Origin of the sequence: Virgibacillus salarius (assembly GCF_039521925.1) — a bacterium.
Taxonomy (GTDB): domain Bacteria; phylum Bacillota; class Bacilli; order Bacillales; family Amphibacillaceae; genus Virgibacillus; species Virgibacillus salarius.
Map to the genome: position 1 here is coordinate 35,928 of NZ_BAAACY010000110.1, position 20,332 is coordinate 56,259.

Genomic DNA, 20,332 nt, shown 5'->3' on the forward strand with positions numbered 1-20,332 from the left:
GTGTCAAGCTCTACGTATTTTACTAGCTATTATGTCTGATAAACTTCATACGCTTCTTCAGCTGTACCATTTTTATGAATAATTGTATTCAAACCAGCTACCACTTTTGATGGGTGTTCATTTTGCGTAATATTACGTCCTACAGCCACGCCTTTCGCTCCAGCATCCATACAATGCTTAACAAACTTAAAATAGGCTAACATGTCATTTGTCTTAGGTCCACCTAAGGCAAGCACAGGTCGTTGAGCAGCTTTCACAATCTCTACGTCACTAGCTTCACCAGAAAATCTAGTCTTAATAATATCAGCACCGAGCTCCGTCCCCATTCTTCCTGCAGAGGCGATGACTTCCGGTTGATTGGAGGCTTCACTACTTATCGCATAACCAAATGGTAATGTTTCGCACATAAATGGCATATTCCACTTATCTGCTTCACGTGCCAAATTAGCAGCTATTTGATGTGAACTTGCTTCATTCGTAGTTCCTGGAAACGTCATTGAAATCACACCATCAGCACCGAGTTTTAATGCATCTTCAACTGTAATTAATCCAGTTGTATTTGGAACACTTGCATCAAACAGTTCTGTCGATATATCCGCACGTACTACCATGCCGACATTGGTAAAAGTATCAGCATATGTTTTAGCCATGCCATATGTCACAAGTACTGCATCTAGCCCATTTTCAATCATGCTTGGCAATTGAGCGATTGCCTTATCAATACCGGTCGTTTTCGTTGAAAAATAATACCCATCAAGAGCCAACGTTATTGACTTTCCATCTTTTGCAAATAGATTTGCCATTCGTCTAGTTTTTTGCATGCTATCTCCCCAATTTCTATAATATAGACAACAAAAAATCCCCACAACCAACTGACAGTTAACTGCCAATTATTGCAGGGATTCACCTAAGCACATACCCAATTGTTAATGCTATTTTGTTGTCGACTTTCATTAATTTTATCATATAGGATGGAGAACTATCTGTCAAGACTATTTGAATGCGCTTTCCTTAGGCGTTAGCAACATATAGCCTTAAAAAGGCAAGATGCTTTTGTAAGGGAAAGCTTTTACCTTAATGAATTAAAAGAAGTATTCTGCTTCTTTCTTTTCGCGAATAGCTGTATATGTTTCGGTTAATGCAATTGTATCTTCCACTAAACGGTCAACTCGGAATCGCACATCATCATTAATTATTTCTTTTTGATAAAAGTCCTGTTCCTCAATAAATACATAAGACGGAACTATCTGTGCTTTCATATACGTTAAAATTGGTTTCAGTTGTTGTTCAAGGACCAAATAATGTTTTGGCGAACCAGCAGTTACTAGCATACTTACAACTTTATGAAGAAATGCGTTTACTGGAAGTAAATCAAATATATTCTTTAACGTAGCTGGAATCGATGCTTGAAATATAGGTGTTCCGATAATAATTGCATCTGCCTCCATAATTAATTGGGTAACATATTTTGTATCCCCTTCATAATCTAAATAATGACGGCCGTCACTGAACTGAACGTCATATTCTGCTAAATCCATGAAAGTAACGCCTACATGTGGATACGTATTCTTAATTGTTTTCATCGTATACTTTATAGCCGTGCTCGTTTTCGTACCAATCTTTGACCCAGACATCGCAACAATTTTCATTTTTTCCTCCTATTTTTCTGCTGTATATTTTTTAATGGCTGGTAGAATTTCAGCACCAATGATCTCGATATTTTTCTTTAAACGATCAAATGGAACACCACCAAAATCAATTTGGGCAATATAACGTTGATGCCCAAATAATTCATGCTGGTATAAGATTTTTTCAATAATCTGTTGTGGACTACCTATATTCATAACATTATGCGGATCTGCTCCTTGTGCAAAATGCTGTTTAGGAAATCCTTGTCCATTCGTTAGCTTCATTCCTTCATTTATATGAGGATACATTTCACGTAAAGCTTGCTGGGAAGTTTCTGCTGCATAAAAGAAGCCAGCAGTCGCGACTGGTAGCTTAGATGAATCGTGCCCACTTTTATTAGCAGCTTCACGATATGCATCAATCGAACGTTTAAAGCTTGTAGCTGGACCACCTAAATGAGCAAGAAACATTGGAACTCCAGCGTAACCAGCCTTGATGGCGCTAGCCGAAGAACCACCAACAGCTCGCCAAATTGGCATAGAATCATTTTTCGGACGTGGGAGAACTTCAGCGCTATTTAACGGCGCACGAAATTCACCTTGCCAATTAACTATCTTCTCTCGATTGATTTTTAATAACAATTCGAACTTTTCCTCAAACAATGCTTCATAATCGTGTACATCATAGCCCAATAAATCAAATAATCCAATCCTTGATGCACGCCCAGCTACAATCTCAGCTCTTCCCTTTGAAATGAGATCAATGGTTGCAAAATTCTCATATACTCGTACTGGATCAGATGTGCTTATAATCGTCGAAGAACTTGCAAGCTTTATCTTTTCTGTTGCTTGGGCAATTGCTGCTAATACTACGGCGTGTGCCTGCGTTGCAAAATACTCCTGATGGCTCTCCCCAACACTAAAGAAATCGATACCTGCTTGTTCAGCTAACTTAGCAAATTCAATTATTTCATGTATACGTTCTTGTGCAGAGATACGTTCTGCTGTTTTAGGATTTGGCAGGTGGTCCCCTAGTGTATAGATGCCAAACTCCATTCCTTTACGTCGATCAATGCGATAAGTTTCCATTGTTCATCCACCTTTCCAATTACCTCTTATAGTGTTATTGTAGTTTATAACCATCACAAATATAAGTACGCACTTTAAGGTGACCTAGTATACAAAATGATACTTAGGAGGAATAGAATGGATAAAATACCAGAAGAATGTCGTGTAGAAGATGCTTTAGGTATACTTGTTGGTAAATGGAAACCAATAATCCTTTTATATTTATTACAAGAAGGAACGAAACGCTTTAATGAGCTAAGAAAAAGGATGCCCGAGATTACCCAAAAGATGTTAACGAAGCAATTGAGGGAATTGGAAGAAGAAGATATTATTCAGCGGGTGGTTTACCCACAGGTTCCCCCTAAGGTGGAATATTCCATTACGGAGTACGGAAAAACCTTAGAACCAATTTTGGAAGCCATGCATGAATGGGGAACTAAACATACATTGCATAAATTAAAAAAAGAGGAACATAGAATGAAATAACCACTATTAACGAAAGCTTGAAGACAAGCGTATTTTAATTAAAGAATAGTACGCATAACTAATATGATAAAGTGAAACTTCAATCAGTGGAGATATTGTATATTCTCCCACTGATTGTTCGTACCACAAGGGTATGACCTAAAGGCCCTAGAATCAATCGGACATTTACTGGCAGTCAATCCCCTCTTATTCATATTGGTTCCACTTTATTGAAATGGGATCTTACTGCCAGTTAGATGTGGGATAAAGTTTCTCCGGAAATATACTTCGTTTTCCTTAGGTGGCTAGAGAGCCTCCTCGTGCTGGCACACTGTAAGGTCTCACCGGTATCTTTCCTCTTTAGGATTAAGGAAAGCTTCGGCAGCGATACAGAAAAAGCGCTCTTCTTTTTCAAGAAGTCTCGTATATCTCCGGAGATAGAGTAGTGCCTTAGGTCCATAGAATAGACCCGCCTGTAATAATCGTAATATTTACTTATCTATTGAAAAGGCATAAAGTCTATTCTTTTAATGCTGTTATTAGGACATCTAGGTTTTGATACATAAGTGAAAAATAATCCTGCTCATTTTGTATATCTTCTTCAGTAAGAACAGATAAATTATGCAGGTCAAGCGACTTTACATTTGTTTCATTTTGAATAACTTTCGCTACTTTTGGCTCTACATTCTGTTCAAACAATAAATAGTTAATCTCATGGTCATCGACAATATTTATAACATCCACTAGCTGCTGTTGAGATGGTTCATTGGATGGAGATAATCCAGAAATAGCAATTTGCTTAATCCCATAAGCCTCTTCCCAATATCCATATGCTGCATGGGTAACTAAGATTTCATTTCTACTTTGTGCTTGAATTTTTTCATGATAACTTTTGTTTAGTTCTTCTAATTTGGATTTCAAATCCGTAAAATTATTTTCAAATTCCGCTTCTGCTTCAGGCTGTAATTCTACTAATAAATCTTTAATATTTTCAGCAATCGTGATAGCTCGATTTGGATCTAACCAGACATGCGGGTCTTTGTCACCATGATTATGGTGATGTTCCTCAGGTTCCTCGTCATGATTATGGGACTCTTGTGTATGCTCTTCTGTTTCATGGTCTTCCTGTCCATAATCGTGATGGTGCGTTTCTTCTTCCTCTTCCATCTCATTATGATGATGTCCATGGTCATGGTCATTTTCTTCGACATGACTGTGATGATGCTTATGCTCTAATAAAGGTATTCCTTTAGATGCTTCTAGTACAGTAACACCTTCGTCTTTTAATGCTTCCTTGATACTTTCCGCATAAGCTTCCATTTGGGCTCCGTTGTATATAAATCCATCCGCCTTAGCAATCTCAACCATTGTCTTGGATGTAGGCTCATATGTATGAGCATCTGCACCTAAAGGTAGAATCGATTCCACTTCCACATGCTCTCCACCTATTTGCTCTGTAAAATAGGTCAAAGGATATAACGTTGTATAAATTTGTAACACCTTATGATTTTCACCAGCTTCCGACACAGATACTTCCTTCGCTACATTGCAGCCAGTCAAAAATAAAATAATAAAAGCAATATAGATACTAAACTTATAATATTTTTCCAAGTCGCTTCTCCTCCTTCATAAAAAACGTAATCATTACGATTTATATGCAAGAGGTAACCAATCAATGTAGGATATAGTTATTATTAATTTTTCCATCCTACCAGCTTGATTTCTTGACTCCTGGTAGTTGCCCCTTATGGGCATAATCTCTAAATGCGATTCGTGACATACCAAATTTCCTTAGGTACCCCTTTGGTCTACCGGTTACTTGACATCGATTTGTTAATCTTGTTGGTGAAGAATCTCTCGGTAGCTTTCGTAATGCTTCATAATCACCTTTTGCTTTTAATTCTCTACGAATCTCAGCATACTTTTTTACCATTGCCTGACGTTTTTTCTCTTTGACTACTTTTGCTTTTTTAGCCACCATATCCCTCCTTTCTAAATTTCATGCTTCAATATAAGAAGTCGCACATTAAATCGTAATGATTACGATTAAATATTATACTTATAATCGTTGGTTTTGTAAATAGTAACGATTACGTTTTATGAAAGATTAGTTCAAATAGTTGGTTTTCTACCTATAAATGTGTAACCTTGAAATAAGAATAAGAAGGGGTGAATCGAAATGAACCTATCTATACCAGAAGTCACTTTAAATGATGGGATGGCTGTACCTTTTGTCGGTTTTGGTACATATAAACTAAATGGGAATCAAGGTGTAACAGCAATTAGCAATGCGATACATGCAGGTTATCGATTAATCGATACGGCGTATAATTATGAGAATGAAGGAACAGTCGGAGAAGCAGTGCGTCGAAGTTCTGTCCATAGAGAGGATTTAATAATTACATCGAAATTACCAGGTCGTTACCAAGCCTATGACAAGGCTATAACTACTATTCAAGAATCCCTATATCGAGCGAATTTATCTTATTACGATTTATATCTTATACATTGGCCAAATCCAAAGCAGAATACGTATATCGAAGCATGGCAAGCATTAATAGATGCCAAGAAATGGGGACTCATTCGTTCAATTGGGGTATGTAATTTTCTACCTGAGCATTTGGAACGTTTAGAAGAAGAAACTGGTGTGCTGCCAAGCCTCAACCAAATTGAACTACATCCATTTTTCAATCAGGAAGAACAGAGAAAATGGCATGAAAAGCATAACATTCGTACACAATCATGGAGTCCATTGGCGCGAGCAAATGAGGTATTACAAAATGAAATAATTAATGACATAGCGAAAAACCATCAAAAATCTAATTCGCAGATTATCTTACGCTGGCATTATCAGCTTGGTTCTATTGCAATTCCGAAGTCTGCTGCATACGAGCGACAGCTTGAGAATATATCCATTTTTGATTTTTCTTTAGAAGAGTCGGAAATGGAGGCAATCGCAACCCTAACTCGACCGGATGGTAGAAATAAAGACCAAGACCCTGCAACCTATGAAGAATTTTAAGGAGAAACATTGATTAGTCAGAAATAAAACAAGTACTGTCTGACCCTAAAAGAGACAAATACGTCTCTGAGATCAGACAGTATAACCTTTCAAACATTCCGACGTTACCATTGTCTAGCTTTCGAACTCTTTAATTCTGCTATATTCATCCATCATCCATGCCATAATTTATGAATTTTAGATACATCCGGGTATTACTGATCTGAAGAATGCAAACTGTCTTTCAAAAAAGTTTATGTAGCTACTAATCAGCACCAAGTCAACATGCGGTTAGCAACTTATATCGTTGGTATTCGAAAAATGGCAGAGGCTTCTCTTTTAGAGGCTGGGTGTAATTATTAGGAAAATTTCTGAACGACTTCGCTTACAGTATAAACAAAATAGCCGGGATATTTTCAAACGCAGAGTAGAAAGATACATACATTAATTGAGGCTGAGACAAAAGAATGAAGAAACAATTAAAACTGAACGTTGATTAGTTGACATTAATCCGTGCACGCGGAAAGCGGGTATATTTTCACGGGGCGGCGATGATACTTCTATTTATAACATGATTATTCGTATTTTGAGTAAAAAGTTGTGTTTTGTCCCAGCTTCTTTTATTAAAAATAGCATACAGCATATCCCCTAATTGGATTAGTAAAAATAAGGATGTAGATAAAGCTATCATTGACAAATTAGGATACAAAAAACTATGTTTCTCAAAATAAGTAGACATAACATATTCATTTGTAAGTAAGCTTAAGCCTACCGTCCTCACGGAGAAGAATTGTTTTTATACGAACACACTTTGTATACACCCACTATATTATTAACAAAAATAGATTGACAATTTTATAATTTCTAATTAAAATAATTTTTATTCTTTTAAAAAATGTTATTATTGTTACGACTTTACTAGATGGGGGATACAATATGAGCATCGCTATAAAAAAACGAAAAATCAATATTTGGTGGTCACTCGTTCCATTAATAGTTATGATTATTGCAATGCTTTTAACCATTGTTGTTTTTGAAGGTGAACCTCACATACCACTCATTATCGGTACAGGGGTTGCTGCTTTGATAGCTTGGAAACAAGGTTATAATTGGAAAGAAATCGAAGAAATGATGTTTCAAGGAATTAAACTCGCTCTCCCGGCAGTACTTATCATCATGCTTGTCGGACTGACTATTGGTGCTTGGATTGGTGGTGGCGTGGTAGCTACAATGATTTATTTTGGCTTAAAAATTATTTCACCATCCATTTTTTTGGTAACGATTACAATCATATGTGGTATTGTTGCATTGACAGTTGGAAGCTCATGGGCAACAATGGGGACAATCGGTGTTGCCGGCATGGGTATCGGTATGAGTATGGGAATTCCCGTACCGATGGTAGCAGGTGCGGTTATTTCTGGATCCTATTTTGGCGATAAAATGTCGCCACTATCTGATACAACAAACCTTGCATCTGGTTTAACAAACACAGATTTATTTGTGCACATTAAGCATATGTTTTATACAACTTTCCCTGGACTACTGATTTCTCTGTTTGTTTTCGCTTACTTGGGAAAAGATTTCGGCAGGAATACCATTGAGAATGCTAATATTCAACAAACCATTGCAGATATGCAAGCGAATTTTGTTATCTCACCATATCTTTTGTTGATTCCATTACTTGTGATTATTTTGGTAGCATTAAAGGTACCAGCGATTCCTTCAATCGCTGTAGGAATTATTATGGGATTCCTATCTGAAATTATCATTCAAGGAGATACCATAGCCAGCGCACTAAATGTGTTACAAAATGGCTATTCCATTAACACGTCAAATGAGATGGTTTCTGAACTATTTAATCGCGGTGGATTAATGTCAATGATGTATACTGTATCCATGACAATTGTTGCCATGACGTTTGGTGGTATACTGGAATACTCTGGTATGCTGCAAGCTATGATGGATCAGCTTTTGAAAATTGTAAAATCGACTGGTTCTCTTATTGCATCAACGATCGGTGCTTGCTTTTTGACTAATGCTACTTGTTCAGAACAATATATCTCCATCGTTGTACCATCGCGAATGTTTGCCAAAGTATATTATGATAGTGGACTACATTCGAAAAATCTATCCCGATCATTAGAGGATGGCGGTACGTTAACATCTGTCTTTATACCGTGGAATACGTGTGGTGTGTTTATATATGGCACATTAGGTGTACATGCTTTTGCCTATGCACCATACGCTATTTTGAATTTTACAGTTCCATTAATCGGACTACTCTATGCCTTTACCGGATTTACGATTGCAAAAATGGATAGAAATCAAGCTAATGATATCAATACCTTAGAAAATGAAGAAACTAGAGAAAAGAAAAGTAAACATTATATATAGGTAGAGATAATTATGAAAATAACTGCTATAGAAGTATTGCCAAGTAAAATATAGGCTTGGAACGTATCAAGCTGTCCATAAACATGTCGGCAAAAAACTGCTATTCATGCTGATGTCAACCAAGGCTGGCATTCTTCTGCAGCTACCTTACAAGCTTTAGATAAATTACAACATGTGTCTTTAAACTAGCTTGAGCAGCCAGTTATAGCTGATGATATGGATTCTCTAGCAGAAATAAAATTGAAAACTACTACTCCAATAAGGATTGATGAAGGATTACATGGTTTTAAAAAAATGCGTGAAGTAATAGCCAAGCGCTCACCAGATAAAGTGAATATTAAACTGATGAAATGTGGTGACATGTACCTGCTATAAAGTTAGCCGCGATGGCAGAGACGGCTCGGATAGACTGTCAGATTGGTTCTATGGTAGAATATTCCATCGGGTCTGCTGCCGGCTTTTATATAGCTTTTTAGAAAAAGACAATTACAAGCGTAGAATTAACAGGTCCATTAAAGTTTTCAAAAGACGTTGGCAATTTACAATATAATGTTTCCATTTATTCAATTGAACCAAACACATCGGCCTAGGAATTGATTTGATGAATCCACACTACTTACATTGACAGCATACAAAGAAGGTGTCCATATGAATCATAAGATTATTGCTGAAGGAAAGCTTCCAAAGTCTAAGCAATCCTTTTATGTTAGATTCTTAACCGTTGATGATATACCACAAATTTTAGAGCTTCAACAAATAGTTGAGCAAGCAATGGAAGTACCAGCGGCTTTACAGACGCTGAGCTATGAAGAATATCGCCATATTTTAACTGGAAATGGCTCAATGATTGGTATCTTCATTACGAACAAAATGATTGCTTTTCGAGCAATGCTCATTCCAAATATTGATGAACATGAACATTTAGGCATAGATGCTGGACTTTCGAAAGAAGAACGGTTAAAAATGATCTATCCAGAAATATCTAATGTACATCCTGACTTTCGTGGGAATCGACTACAAACGTATATGGGGGAATTACTATTTACAGAAGTAGACAAAGAGCGTTTTCAATATGTAGCAACCACAGTTGCACCATTCAATATTCCAAGTATTAAAGATAAGATTGCCTTAGGAATGGAAATAATCGCACTCAAAAAGAAATATAACGGAAAACTTCGTTACATACTACTCCGTGATTTCACAAGAGAATTTAATACTACTATAAAGAAAAAAATCGTTCGAATGATGGATTATGAAACACAGAAAAAACTACTGGAAGAAGGTTATCGAGGAGTTTCTATCCAAATAGATAATGACACGTATGTTCATTATAAAAAAAACTGAGCAAAATTCGCTCAGTCCTTATCACTACATGCTCAGATTTTACGCTTCCTCTAGTAGCTATTATGGAATAGCTACTGCTTGACCACAACTCCGGCTACCCACTTCCCTTTCCGTGGGGTTTGTCCTTCAGCTAACTTTTTTAGCAAAACCCGCTCAAAAAAGTGGATCTTCAGGTCAAACATTTCCCACAGGAGTTGAAGTGGCCGGCCTTCGCTATTATCAGGCTCTACAACGCTAGCATGAAGTAACACAGCTGCTTTTATACTCACGGATAGCGATTTTAACTTTACCCATTGTAAAAAAAGTCAACCTATTACTTATGACAAGAATTGTTGCACCTTCGCATAGCGGAGACTAATTACGTAGACTCCTGCGGGATTAGCGCGAGCCGAAAATCCACTTTGCAACGTGTTCTTCTTTGCAAAGTTAGTTGAGGCCGTGCCCACGGAAAGCGAAGTAATTAGTCGGAGCATTGCCAATATACATCTAACATTTCAAAATAACTACTTGGCTTAACGCAGTCATTGCACTAATTTTATACTTTCTTAACTTATAAAAAATAAACAATATAAAAAAAGAACGGCATTTTGCAATGATCACATAAAGTTAGATACAGTTATTTCATTAGGTAACTGTTTGGGCATGAGCACGATATAGTAACCGGGCTCATGCTTTTTAATTAGTGTATTTAAAATCACAAACTATGCTTGTGTGAAAATAACCTTTAAGAGCTGTAACAAAAGAATCGTAAAATCTCTGTCCGTTCGGGAATGCGAATAGGATTTTTACTTACGATGATGTATTACTCTCGTAAAATTAACAACAATATCCCATCTATCTACCCTTTGCTTATCCGAAGTAAATAGATCATTCACTTCTATCATTTCCAACGAATGAATGAGAAATCTACTAGATAGACAGCTGCGATTGCCCCTCGATCACGAAGTATACATACTGGATCATACCATTTAGTATGACAAAGCGAATAGCAAATGGTGTGGAATGCCTTCTTCTATACATTAGCGATTCAATGGATTCATTTGTCTATTTTTTAGCATATGATTAGGTTTTATATCATCTATCATCTTACACATTACAATACTAAAAGTAAAAGGTAGCTGTTCCCGAATTTTTGTTATGACGGAATAACATGGTTAATATAGTAAAGTTTCATTAAACTATCAAAATTATAAACAGCTAGATGGCTACTGTGACTTGTTGCTAACAGGAACCAATCCTATTGACTAATTAAACAACCTCTGATACAACTGCCTCATCGTCATGGATATTTTTCCCTCTATCTATTTTCAGACTCATCATGACAATGAATGAGATGCAGTATAGCGCTGCTAAGTATGTCATTGCTAATGACATACTGGCGTGTTCGAGAATAAAACCTACTAAAATTGGAGATAGTCCACCAACGGCCCTCCCAAAATTAAAAATGGTGTTTGTTGCCGTACTTCTAATATCAACACGATAGAAACGGCTTATTAAGGCTCCATATCCAGCAAACATCCCATTTGAAAAGAATCCAACAATCGCTCCGCCGATGAGTACACCAGTACTTCCAGTTGCATATGCGTACATAAATACAGCAGCCGCAGAAGCAAGGAGGAAAATACCATAGGAAACCTTTAAACCAAATCTATCTATAAACCTACCAAAAGTCAGCATCCCCGTAATCATTCCTACAGCAGTACTGATTGTCCAGATTGCTGAGCTTGAAACAGATAATCCTTGAGATTGCTGTAGCATCGTTGGAAGCCAAATCATTAAACCATTATAACCAGCGATTTGTACAGTTGCCATCACAGCTAAGCCGATCGTTGTTAATGCAACACGTGGCGAATGAAACAGTTGCTTTAGCTTACCTTGTTTTTGAATTGCCGGTTTTTGCTTCTGTGCTGCTAGCCATTCTGGTGATTCTTGCAAATTTCTTCTAACAAAATAAGCAAATATAACTGGAATGATTCCAACTAAAAACAAGCCCCTCCAGCCAAAAATTGGTAAGAGCACAGAACTTAAAACAGCGGCTATAATAACTCCGAACTGAGCGCCAATACTGACATAAGAAGAAGCGCGCCCTTGCTTATTTTTCGGCCATGCTTCTGCGACAAGCGCCATACCAATACCGTATTCTCCGCCAGCCCCAAGTCCTGCAATAAATCGGAAAATATATACTTGTTCAATGTTAGTTGCCAATCCAGTTAGCGCCGTACCAATCGCAAACAGGAAAATCGTATACGTAAAAATACGTACTCTACCAAACTTGTCCGCTAATATACCAAAGATTATGCCGCCGATAAGCATACCTATATTTGTAATAGATGATATAAATCCACCCGTAGTTAAATTAATTTGAAAATCAGCAACGATTAAAGACATAGCAAAGGAAATGAACATAATATCCATGCCTTCTAATGTTAAACCAGTTACGGAAGCTACCACTGCTTTGTTACGATATTTCATTTTTTGTCTCCTTTCAAGCCTCACTGGACTTCGTTTAAAGGTATTGAGTTTTCATCCGAAGCTTATTTAGTGTTAATATAAAATAAAATACCCTTTATCCAGAAGAGGAAAAGGGCATGAACGGTTATTTTAATAACTATAATAGTCACGTCACTACCCTTTTTGGTCTCTCTGGACCATCTTAAAGGAATATGCTGTTATATATATTAGCATATTGACGAAAAGCATGCAATATTGTTAATTTCTAAATTTAGTACTAATGCATCGCATTCACTCTCTTTTCATTTACTTACCTAAAATCTCCCTTGTCTTCTCCAGAATTTCCTCATCTTTTAATCGAAATTTGAACTCAACTCGTCGAGATTTCTTCGCATTATATCCACCCTTATCATCTGTGCGAACATCAGAAAATGACTTGCTATTAACGGTCAGCTTTTCCTCTAAATGCTGTTGAATATTCTTATATGGAAAATCCGCACTTAAAATATATGCTGCAACACTATATGCCCTATCTTGTGAAAGCTTTAGATTATATAAATAAGTGCCATCTCGATCAGTATGCCCTTCAATAATAATCTCCGCGATATATTGTTCATAACCACTTTGCAAAAGTATATCTAAGTATTTTGGCACGAACTCATCTAAAAAAGTAAACGATTCTGGCTTTAATTCATCTTTGTTGTATTCAAAGAGAATTTCCGTGTTAAAAATAATGGCGCCTGTCTTATCATCGACTTCAACCCCGAGTTCTGAACCGCTAAATTCTTCTTTTAAGTCATTCACCAATTTCGCACGCACTCCCATAATTTGATCTAGTGTTTCCTTCATTTCTTCAATCTGTAATGATTTAATGACCATCATACAGATAAAAATTAGCATAAAGCAGAGTAAAATGGTTGTCAGTAAATCTGTAAAAGATGGCCAGAAATGACCTTCATCCTGATCCTGCTTAAATAATCGTTGATATTTAGTATTCATTCTGACTCAACCTTATCGGATTATTCGGTGTTGTTGTTCGCTGTACAAAAGCTGTTAGCTGTTGGTTAAGTATTTGAATCTCACGGTTAAGATCTTGCAAGGTTTGTTGAATTAAACGGGCATGACTCTGTTCATTAGCTTCAGATGTTCGACGTAGGTCTTGAAATTCCTTGCGAATCCCATCATTTGCTCCTTGCATATAATCACGAATCGCCTGACCAACTTTATCCAATTTACTTCCAAGTGACCCTTCAAGATTTGTCACATAAGTTGATAACGTATCCTTTAAGACGCCTACACTTGTCTCTAACTGGTTTTCTCGTTGTTGAAATGCTTGGTTCATTTGTGAAATGGTCGTATTCATTTCCTGAATTAACTGGTTATTTTTCATTCCCAATTGTTCATATGTGCTGGAAGCTTCCTGCATATGCTTCTCAAAATTCATCGAATCAGCTAAATGTGTCTTCAAATGTTGATTGAAGGTTTGATTAAATTCTTTTAGTTCTGTAAAACGATCCGACAATAAATGCTTATATTCTGCCTGTGTTTGATTAATAACATCCAATGCTTCAGGGAGCTTCACAATGGAATGCCCCATCTTATCAAAACCTGTAGAAAGCTCTCGTAGCTGTGTCATAATCCCAGTCAACTTGGTAGAAAGATCTTCGCCGAAGACTTGCTTAAATTCCTTATTATGACTGGCCATCCGCTCGACTAAATCCTTGGACTTACCATTAATACTTTCAAATATCGTATGCAACGAGCTTTGCTCTTCTAACAGATCAGAAGTAAATTGCTTCATATCACCTACCGATTTATCAAATTGTTGGAGTGTATCTAATTGAGCACGGGAAACTTCTTTTACCTTTTCATAGGTATTTTCAAATGCTTTCAACATTCGTTCATTTCTGCCGTCAATACGCTTAAAATACGTAAATAATGCTTCGAAGTTTTCATTCAGATTTTTAGTTCCTTCAGAAAACCCATCTGTTACATCCTTCATATAATCAAAAAGTTGTTGAAAATGACGAAGATTTTCAGAGAGCCCATCATTAAATGAAGCTAAATCCTTTGCTGACTGCTGAAGTCCTGTTGTATATTCTTGAAACCCAGTAAATGCAGCTTCTATCCCCTGTAACGACTCTTGGTTCGTTTCCTGCAAGCTTAGAATAGATTCATTAATGGTTTCAGATACTTGGATTAATTGACTAATACCGTGCTGTTCATTCTCTTCAAATTTTGATTCAGTCATCAGCATAATATCTGTGAGCATAAATTCCGTATTGAGTACTTTAATCAATACCGTCATCACCAGTGAGAAGCCCATCCCTGCTATACTCGTATAAAAGGCAACATCAATACCTGCTAAAACACCCGCTACCCCTTCGACTAAATCACTTCCTTCGATATTAATGCTACTTAATGATGACGTTAAACCTATAAATGTTCCTAATACCCCTATCAAAATAAACATCGAAACAGTCATTTGAATTATTTTTATTAAACTAACCACAGGTACATTAAACAAACGCCAACTAGAAAACTTCTCCTGTACGAATGTTTCTGCTTTTACAGCCTCTCCTTGCTGCTTCTTATCATATTGTTGTTTAAATGAAGCTAGTGGTTCTATCTCCATTTGACTGGTATCTTTTAAGAAATCCCTTATTTTCTTTAGCTTGTTAAACAACGCCAAATGTACCAAAAGCGCGACCATAAATGTGACAAACAAAACGATAAAGATAAGCTCTATCATCGGGTTTGCTAAGATTGCCTCTGCTTTTTGTTCGCTAGTAAATAGTTTTAATATCGATTCAATCATTCATCTTCCCCCTAATGTAGAGATTCAACAGCTGCTTTGTTAGGTCTTAGTGAATGTTTATGCTGTATACATCTTACTATATAGTTATTCATGGCATGGCCAATTCATGTATAGTTGTTGAAATATAACCAGCTGATGCAAGAACAGGAAAGATGTTTGCAAAAAAATCTTCTGTAACAACGATATAAGACGATAACTGCGTGTTGCTACGGAGAAGTGCACAACAATACAAAATTTAAAGCAAGCCAAAAGGTGCTCCTCTGTCTTTCCTACGAGAAGCACCTTTTAGTTTCATAATTAGTTATTTATACGTTTGATTTTATTTTTATTTAACTGATGTAACAGGAAAGATGATTGTATTCAATAATGCACCCATAATAATGATCATAGCGGAAAAATAAAACCATAGCATTAAAACAACAATACTACCCAATTGACCATAAAAAGCAGTATAATTATTTTGGCTAACAAATGATGAAAAAACGATAGAAACAATCTGCCAGCCAATCGTTGAGAAGATTGCTCCTGGAAGCACATTTCTCACCTTGAGATTAATATTTGGAGCAAAATAATACAATCCGATAAAGAAAACCATTATAAATATGCTTCCGACACCCCATTGAAATAAGAACCAGTACCCTTGAAATCGCTCAATAAACTGGACATCCTCTAAATAATGTCGCATGAATCGATCCACTAACGGAATCACTACAGTGAATAAAATAGCGAACATTAACCCAAGTGTTAATACTAAACCCTCGATAACTTGTTTAATAAAATTCTCCTTCGCTTGAATACCATAAATTTCATTAAGAATTCGTTTCAAGCATTGCACACCCATAGAAGAAAGCCAGATACTGATCAGAAAACTGAAAAAAGCCATCTGTTGATTCGCTAAAATATTCGATATCGTATTTTCGATTAAGCTATACGTACCTTCTGGGGCAAATGGACGTACAAGTTCAATAATATAATCTTCGCTTAAAGGTAAATATGGAAGCAGCGAATAAATGACTAAAAGAAACGGGAAAATAGAAAGCAGAAAATAATAGGCCATTTGCGCAGACAAATCATAGACCTTGAAGGTAAAATATCGATTTACCAACTTTTGAAGTACTCTAATAATAGCCATGAAGAAGACTCCTTACATACTCGTATAAAGTGAAACTTCTAACCGTAGGGTTTTGTTTTTCCTCACGGATTGGTAGTACAACATGGGTATGGCCTAAAGGCCCTTAAATCAATCGGTAATTACTGGCAGTCGTCCACCATTTAACCATATTGGTTTCACTTTTTTGCTGAAATGGGGCTTACTGTCAGTTATATGCGGGATACATTTATATGCAAATAAGAATTTGTTTTCATTCTCATCCTCTACTTTATACTATTATTCTTCCCCGCCCTTTAGAAACATTATTTAAACTATTTATCGACTCTTTGCTTCACAATATTTCCCACTCTATTTCGTGTATAATTAAAATGCCAGTTATATGCGGGATACATACAACAATACACAAAAAAAGTGTGTAGCTGTCCCAGCTATAACAAACAGATGCCACACTGCATGGTGATAACGAAAACCTCGCCATACATAGAAAATAGCTCCAAACGTGTAACAGAGACCACCGATCACAAGCAGTGTCACACCATTAGGATGTAGATTAGTAACAATCTGATCCCATCCTAATGTAACCATCCAGCCCATTGCAATATAAAGTATCGTTGAGGTTATCAGATATTTTTTCACAAAGTACGCTTTAAATACGGTTCCGGCAATTGCAAGTCCCCAAATAATACCAAACATTGTCCATCCTAATGCACCTTGTATAACAAGAAAAGTAAACGGTGTATATGTCCCAGCAATAAATAGATAAATGGACGAATGATCAAAGATTTCAAATAGATCTTTCGCCTTACCTGGCGGAAATGCGTGTACCAGCGTTGATGATAAATAGAGAATTACCATCGTTGTACCGAATATCGTAAAGCTAACAACTTGCCACGCTGTCCCGTACAAGGATGAATATACAATTAGTACAATCAACCCTGCAATACTCCCTAATGCTCCTATCCCATGCGTTATCGCATTGGCTATTTCCTCACCTTTTGAAAAAACATGTGTTTGTGCCAATTGATCATTCCTTACTGTTCTATATTTACAAATAATTTTTCTACATTACTACCTCATTGATCACTAATTATAGTATAACAATAAGATATATATAATACCTTAATAAGCTTACTCCATATTTTTTCTTATTAGAAGCTGGAACCTCTCTCTATAATCAATTTAAATTGGTAGAAGTAGAGAAGTAGACCCTATGCAGGTTTAAATAGATCCGCCTTTAACCTATCTACTATCTTTAGCTATCTTTGAAGGATAATTGCCATTTCTTGTCGAATAACTTAGTGAATAAGTAAGAAAGGATGAACAAAAGTGCATGATTCATTTATTTCATTATTTGGATTTATACCACCATTATTTTATTTAGGTTTTATCGTATTTGTCATTTGGTTTCTGACCCAAATTATTCAAATTCAGAGGCAGAGAAATGAAATTCTAAAAGAAATCCTACAAATGATAAACAAAAAGTCTGATTAGATCGAGGCATGAACATAACTAAGCTGGTCTTTTCTAAAGACCTGCAATACACTACATTATCTTCGGAAAATACGAAAACTCCTTGAATAAGAAGAATGTTTTTCTCGTGGGTTGTATCGCTACCGAAGTTTCCCTTATCCTGTGAGTGGATACACATCTGCGACTTAAAGCTGTGTCAGCACGAAGAGGCTCACCAGCGACCACGGGAACTCCAGATCAGCTTCGTTACACGAACTATCATTCTATTTATTCGTTATTTCTCCGATTAAAATACTTTTTACCCATCGCTATTGGAGAACATATATTTTCCATACAACAACGGTTCACACTCCTCATAAGTAAATAGCTTTTGTAGCTCTTCCAGTTGTTGCATGAACGTCAATCGTTTTACGACAGCCTATGTTATTTAAATACCTTCTTTACCTCTAACTGGTGTTAGCGTGCATATCCTTTCTACACTGTTTATATAAGGCTTAGCTTTTTGAACGAGTGCTTGTGTTACGTTCAAAGTTAACGAATCCTGATGTGCTTCCTGACTTTCCCACAATTCATAAACATAGATATCTGTATCCCTTTCATTTGCTAAGTTAACTATATAGAACTGACACTCCTCTAATTCTTCCATTTCATCTCCTGCATTTACAAGTATTTCCGCTAAGTATTCCTGCCTTCCACGAAAAGCAGTAAACTTTGTAATTAATCCAAATCTACGCAAACCAAACCCCTCCTTTTATTTATTCGTTCGGCAAATCATTGTCATTATCCTGCTTGGCGAAAGCATTAATTTCACTTAAAAAAACTTATAAATAATTACATTTACTTATATTTATAGTATAATGAAAACAAAGCACAGAATGATGGAGGCGGATCTGTTTGTATCAAGAAGAAAGATTGATTGGCATACTGGAGTTTCTTCAACTTAATAATAGGATATCTGTTGAGCAAATCTGTTCCTTGTTTGCCGTTTCCAGAGACACAGCCAGAAGAGATCTTGTCAAATTGGAAGAAGAACAAGCGATTATCCGTACACGAGGAGGCGCTATTCTCCCAGCATATCATAATGAAGTAAAAAGCTATTCCAATCGCTTAACGATGGTGTCTATTGAAAAAAAAAGTATTGGAAAAAAAGCGGCTATGCTCATTTACCCAAGAGACAGAATCATTTTAGACGCATCAACAACTGTTCAATCCTGTGCTGAGCAGCTCAATAATATTGACTGTACAATCATTACAAATTCAATTAATCAGGCAGATCTATTATCTACTAAATCTGAAATGAATATTCAACTACTTGGAGGAACCTTGGAAAAGGATCACCGTTATTTATATGGTCCATCAGTCATTAGTAAACTTTCAGAATACCTTGTTGATAAAGCGTTTATTGGTGTAGTAGGAATATCTGAACATGGATTAACCGTCGCTCATGAAGAAGATGGGATTGTAAAAAGAAAAATGATGCAACAGGCAAAGCAAGTTATTGTTTTAGCCGATAGTACGAAGTTAGGAAAATCAGATTTTTTCCGCTTTGCTGAGATACGTGATATCGATTTATTAATAACCGATCGAACTCCTTCACAAGCGTTTAGAGAGTTACTAACTAAGCATAATGTAGAGCTATTAACCACAGATTTGCATGAAATAGGAGATGACTAACATGACAAAATTAATCGCCATTGATTTGGATGGAACCTTGCTAAACGAAAACAACAAGATAAGTATAAAAAACCTCGAAGCGATAACTTCTGCTCAGTCGAAAGGGATAGAAGTCGTTATCGCTACTGGGCGTGCGCACTTTGATGTTCAAACACTTTTTAAAGACACGGGTATTAACACGTGGATTATTGGAGCGAATGGAGCAACCATACACAGCCCAGATGGTAAATTATACCGATCAAAAGCAATTCAAAAACAGGATGCAGTCAACATACTGAACTGGCTTGAAAAAGAGGACTATTATTATGAAGTATTTAGTAATCATGCCATCTACACACCACAGCATGGCAGAGAATTACTAGCAATCGAAATAGATAGAATGAAAAGTGCGAACCCAGAAATTAATGTAGATCAGTTATCCGATGCTGCAAATAAGCAGTTTAGTCAAACTGGCTTTTCATTTATACGTTCCTACCGAGACTTCATTGGTCAGGATTTGGATGTTTATAATGTTCTTGCATTTTCGTTCAATAAAGAAAAGTTGGAAAAAGGAAGAAACCACTTTAAAAATCTAGCCAATTTATCGATTGTTTCTTCAGCAGAGCATAACTTTGAATTAGAGCACATTGATGCTTCCAAAGGAAATGCATTAAGCATGCTAGCAGAGGAATTTAGAATTGAGCTATCAGAAACAGCGGCCATCGGTGATAGTTTTAACGATTTATCGATGTTGGAAATCGCTGGTAAAAGTGCAGCAATGGGGAATGCCCCTCAGAAAATTAAAAATTCGTGTCAAGTAGTTACTTTGCCTAATACAGAAGATGGCGTCGCTCACTTTCTTCATTCATTACGTTAAGAAAATTACGGAATGATACTCTGTTTGGCGTGACGTCGAAGATGACGGCGTA

General features: G+C 36.5%; 19 protein-coding genes and 1 pseudogene. 8 read left to right on the top strand and 12 right to left on the bottom strand.

What is annotated here, in order from left to right:
* Positions 1-29 precede the first annotated feature (29 nt).
* From ABDZ84_RS14405 to ABDZ84_RS14415, 3 genes are all read right to left on the bottom strand, one after another.
* Positions 30-821 carry a class I fructose-bisphosphate aldolase gene (locus ABDZ84_RS14405; protein WP_026681686.1) on the bottom strand — a complete coding sequence of 264 codons (792 nt, stop codon included), beginning with the start codon at positions 819-821 and terminating at the stop codon, positions 30-32.
* A gap of 261 nt (positions 822-1,082) precedes the next feature.
* Complete coding sequence (locus ABDZ84_RS14410) at positions 1,083-1,649, bottom strand: NADPH-dependent FMN reductase (RefSeq protein WP_343782005.1); 567 nt, start codon at positions 1,647-1,649, stop codon at positions 1,083-1,085.
* 9 nt (positions 1,650-1,658) lie between these two features.
* Entirely contained in the window at positions 1,659-2,717 is a 1,059-nt protein-coding gene (locus tag ABDZ84_RS14415; RefSeq protein ID WP_026681684.1) for an LLM class flavin-dependent oxidoreductase, read from the bottom strand.
* 117 nt (positions 2,718-2,834) lie between these two features.
* On the opposite strand from ABDZ84_RS14415, the gene ABDZ84_RS14420 reads away from it, so the two are divergent.
* Entirely contained in the window at positions 2,835-3,182 is a 348-nt protein-coding gene (locus tag ABDZ84_RS14420; RefSeq protein ID WP_026681683.1) for a winged helix-turn-helix transcriptional regulator, read from the top strand.
* Between the two features lie 498 nt (positions 3,183-3,680).
* Here ABDZ84_RS14420 and ABDZ84_RS14425 read toward each other — a convergent pair whose 3' ends face one another.
* The gene (locus ABDZ84_RS14425; RefSeq protein WP_026681682.1) at positions 3,681-4,772 is read right to left on the bottom strand and encodes a metal ABC transporter solute-binding protein, Zn/Mn family; all 1,092 of its coding nucleotides are present in this window, start codon (positions 4,770-4,772) and stop codon (positions 3,681-3,683) included.
* A 97-nt stretch (positions 4,773-4,869) separates the two neighbouring features.
* Positions 4,870-5,139, bottom strand: a complete 270-nt coding sequence (rpsN, locus tag ABDZ84_RS14430; RefSeq protein WP_026681681.1) for a 30S ribosomal protein S14 — start codon at positions 5,137-5,139, stop codon at positions 4,870-4,872.
* 201 nt (positions 5,140-5,340) lie between these two features.
* Here rpsN and ABDZ84_RS14435 point away from each other — a divergent pair, with 201 nt between their 5' ends.
* From ABDZ84_RS14435 to ABDZ84_RS14450, 4 genes and pseudogenes are all read left to right on the top strand, one after another.
* Complete coding sequence (locus ABDZ84_RS14435) at positions 5,341-6,183, top strand: aldo/keto reductase (protein WP_026681680.1); 843 nt, start codon at positions 5,341-5,343, stop codon at positions 6,181-6,183.
* A gap of 915 nt (positions 6,184-7,098) precedes the next feature.
* A complete protein-coding gene (gene nhaC, locus ABDZ84_RS14440) occupies positions 7,099-8,556 on the top strand; it encodes a Na+/H+ antiporter NhaC (protein ID WP_026681679.1) in 1,458 nt (485 codons plus the stop codon).
* 67 nt (positions 8,557-8,623) lie between these two features.
* Positions 8,624-9,157, top strand: a pseudogene (locus tag ABDZ84_RS14445) (enolase C-terminal domain-like protein); the annotation flags it as partial.
* Between the two features lie 47 nt (positions 9,158-9,204).
* Entirely contained in the window at positions 9,205-9,900 is a 696-nt protein-coding gene (locus ABDZ84_RS14450; RefSeq protein ID WP_343782011.1) for a GNAT family N-acetyltransferase, read from the top strand.
* Between the two features lie 71 nt (positions 9,901-9,971).
* Here ABDZ84_RS14450 and ABDZ84_RS14455 read toward each other — a convergent pair whose 3' ends face one another.
* From ABDZ84_RS14455 to trhA, 6 genes are all read right to left on the bottom strand, one after another.
* Positions 9,972-10,169, bottom strand: a complete 198-nt coding sequence (locus tag ABDZ84_RS14455; protein WP_121604330.1) for a hypothetical protein — start codon at positions 10,167-10,169, stop codon at positions 9,972-9,974.
* Between the two features lie 979 nt (positions 10,170-11,148).
* Positions 11,149-12,372, bottom strand: coding sequence for an MFS transporter (locus ABDZ84_RS14460; protein ID WP_026683025.1), 1,224 nt, complete (start codon positions 12,370-12,372; stop codon positions 11,149-11,151).
* A 285-nt stretch (positions 12,373-12,657) separates the two neighbouring features.
* Positions 12,658-13,350 carry an OmpA family protein gene (locus ABDZ84_RS14465; RefSeq protein ID WP_026683024.1) on the bottom strand — a complete coding sequence of 231 codons (693 nt, stop codon included), beginning with the start codon at positions 13,348-13,350 and terminating at the stop codon, positions 12,658-12,660.
* On the bottom strand, positions 13,340-15,169 hold the full coding sequence (locus ABDZ84_RS14470) for a MotA/TolQ/ExbB proton channel family protein (protein ID WP_026683023.1): 1,830 nt from the start codon (positions 15,167-15,169) through the stop codon (positions 13,340-13,342). The genes ABDZ84_RS14465 and ABDZ84_RS14470 overlap by 11 nt, the downstream gene beginning before the upstream one ends.
* A 325-nt stretch (positions 15,170-15,494) precedes the next feature.
* Entirely contained in the window at positions 15,495-16,301 is an 807-nt protein-coding gene (locus tag ABDZ84_RS14475; protein WP_026683022.1) for a YihY/virulence factor BrkB family protein, read from the bottom strand.
* 354 nt (positions 16,302-16,655) lie between these two features.
* The gene (gene trhA, locus ABDZ84_RS14480; RefSeq protein WP_026683021.1) at positions 16,656-17,300 is read right to left on the bottom strand and encodes a PAQR family membrane homeostasis protein TrhA; all 645 of its coding nucleotides are present in this window, start codon (positions 17,298-17,300) and stop codon (positions 16,656-16,658) included.
* Between the two features lie 306 nt (positions 17,301-17,606).
* On the opposite strand from trhA, the gene ABDZ84_RS14485 reads away from it, so the two are divergent.
* Entirely contained in the window at positions 17,607-17,771 is a 165-nt protein-coding gene (locus ABDZ84_RS14485) for a hypothetical protein (RefSeq protein WP_161629302.1), read from the top strand.
* Between the two features lie 406 nt (positions 17,772-18,177).
* Here the strand turns inward: ABDZ84_RS14485 and ABDZ84_RS14490 are convergent, their stop codons facing one another.
* Complete coding sequence (locus tag ABDZ84_RS14490) at positions 18,178-18,486, bottom strand: putative quinol monooxygenase (protein ID WP_026683020.1); 309 nt, start codon at positions 18,484-18,486, stop codon at positions 18,178-18,180.
* Between the two features lie 158 nt (positions 18,487-18,644).
* Here ABDZ84_RS14490 and ABDZ84_RS14495 point away from each other — a divergent pair, with 158 nt between their 5' ends.
* Together ABDZ84_RS14495 and ABDZ84_RS14500 are read left to right on the top strand one after the other, a co-directional pair.
* Complete coding sequence (locus tag ABDZ84_RS14495) at positions 18,645-19,424, top strand: DeoR/GlpR family DNA-binding transcription regulator (RefSeq protein WP_026683019.1); 780 nt, start codon at positions 18,645-18,647, stop codon at positions 19,422-19,424.
* Between the two features lies 1 nt (position 19,425).
* Positions 19,426-20,280: a Cof-type HAD-IIB family hydrolase gene (locus ABDZ84_RS14500; RefSeq protein WP_121604917.1), complete on the top strand. Its 855-nt coding sequence runs from the start codon at positions 19,426-19,428 to the stop codon at positions 20,278-20,280.
* Positions 20,281-20,332: the final 52 nt, after the last annotated feature.

Bases quoted from the DNA above. Each gene is read 5' to 3' on its own strand.
- nhaC (WP_026681679.1), top strand. From the start codon at position 7,099: ATGAGCATCGCTATAAAAAAACGAAAAATCAATATTTGGTGGTCACTC.
- ABDZ84_RS14475 (WP_026683022.1), bottom strand. From the start codon at position 16,301: ATGGCTATTATTAGAGTACTTCAAAAGTTGGTAAATCGATATTTTACC.
- ABDZ84_RS14500 (WP_121604917.1), top strand. From the start codon at position 19,426: ATGACAAAATTAATCGCCATTGATTTGGATGGAACCTTGCTAAACGAA.
- ABDZ84_RS14420 (WP_026681683.1), top strand. From the start codon at position 2,835: ATGGATAAAATACCAGAAGAATGTCGTGTAGAAGATGCTTTAGGTATA.
- ABDZ84_RS14405 (WP_026681686.1), bottom strand. From the start codon at position 821: ATGCAAAAAACTAGACGAATGGCAAATCTATTTGCAAAAGATGGAAAG.
- ABDZ84_RS14435 (WP_026681680.1), top strand. From the start codon at position 5,341: ATGAACCTATCTATACCAGAAGTCACTTTAAATGATGGGATGGCTGTA.
- ABDZ84_RS14465 (WP_026683024.1), bottom strand. From the start codon at position 13,350: ATGAATACTAAATATCAACGATTATTTAAGCAGGATCAGGATGAAGGT.
- ABDZ84_RS14415 (WP_026681684.1), bottom strand. From the start codon at position 2,717: ATGGAAACTTATCGCATTGATCGACGTAAAGGAATGGAGTTTGGCATC.
- ABDZ84_RS14450 (WP_343782011.1), top strand. From the start codon at position 9,205: ATGAATCATAAGATTATTGCTGAAGGAAAGCTTCCAAAGTCTAAGCAA.
- ABDZ84_RS14470 (WP_026683023.1), bottom strand. From the start codon at position 15,169: ATGATTGAATCGATATTAAAACTATTTACTAGCGAACAAAAAGCAGAG.
- ABDZ84_RS14410 (WP_343782005.1), bottom strand. From the start codon at position 1,649: ATGAAAATTGTTGCGATGTCTGGGTCAAAGATTGGTACGAAAACGAGC.
- ABDZ84_RS14460 (WP_026683025.1), bottom strand. From the start codon at position 12,372: ATGAAATATCGTAACAAAGCAGTGGTAGCTTCCGTAACTGGTTTAACA.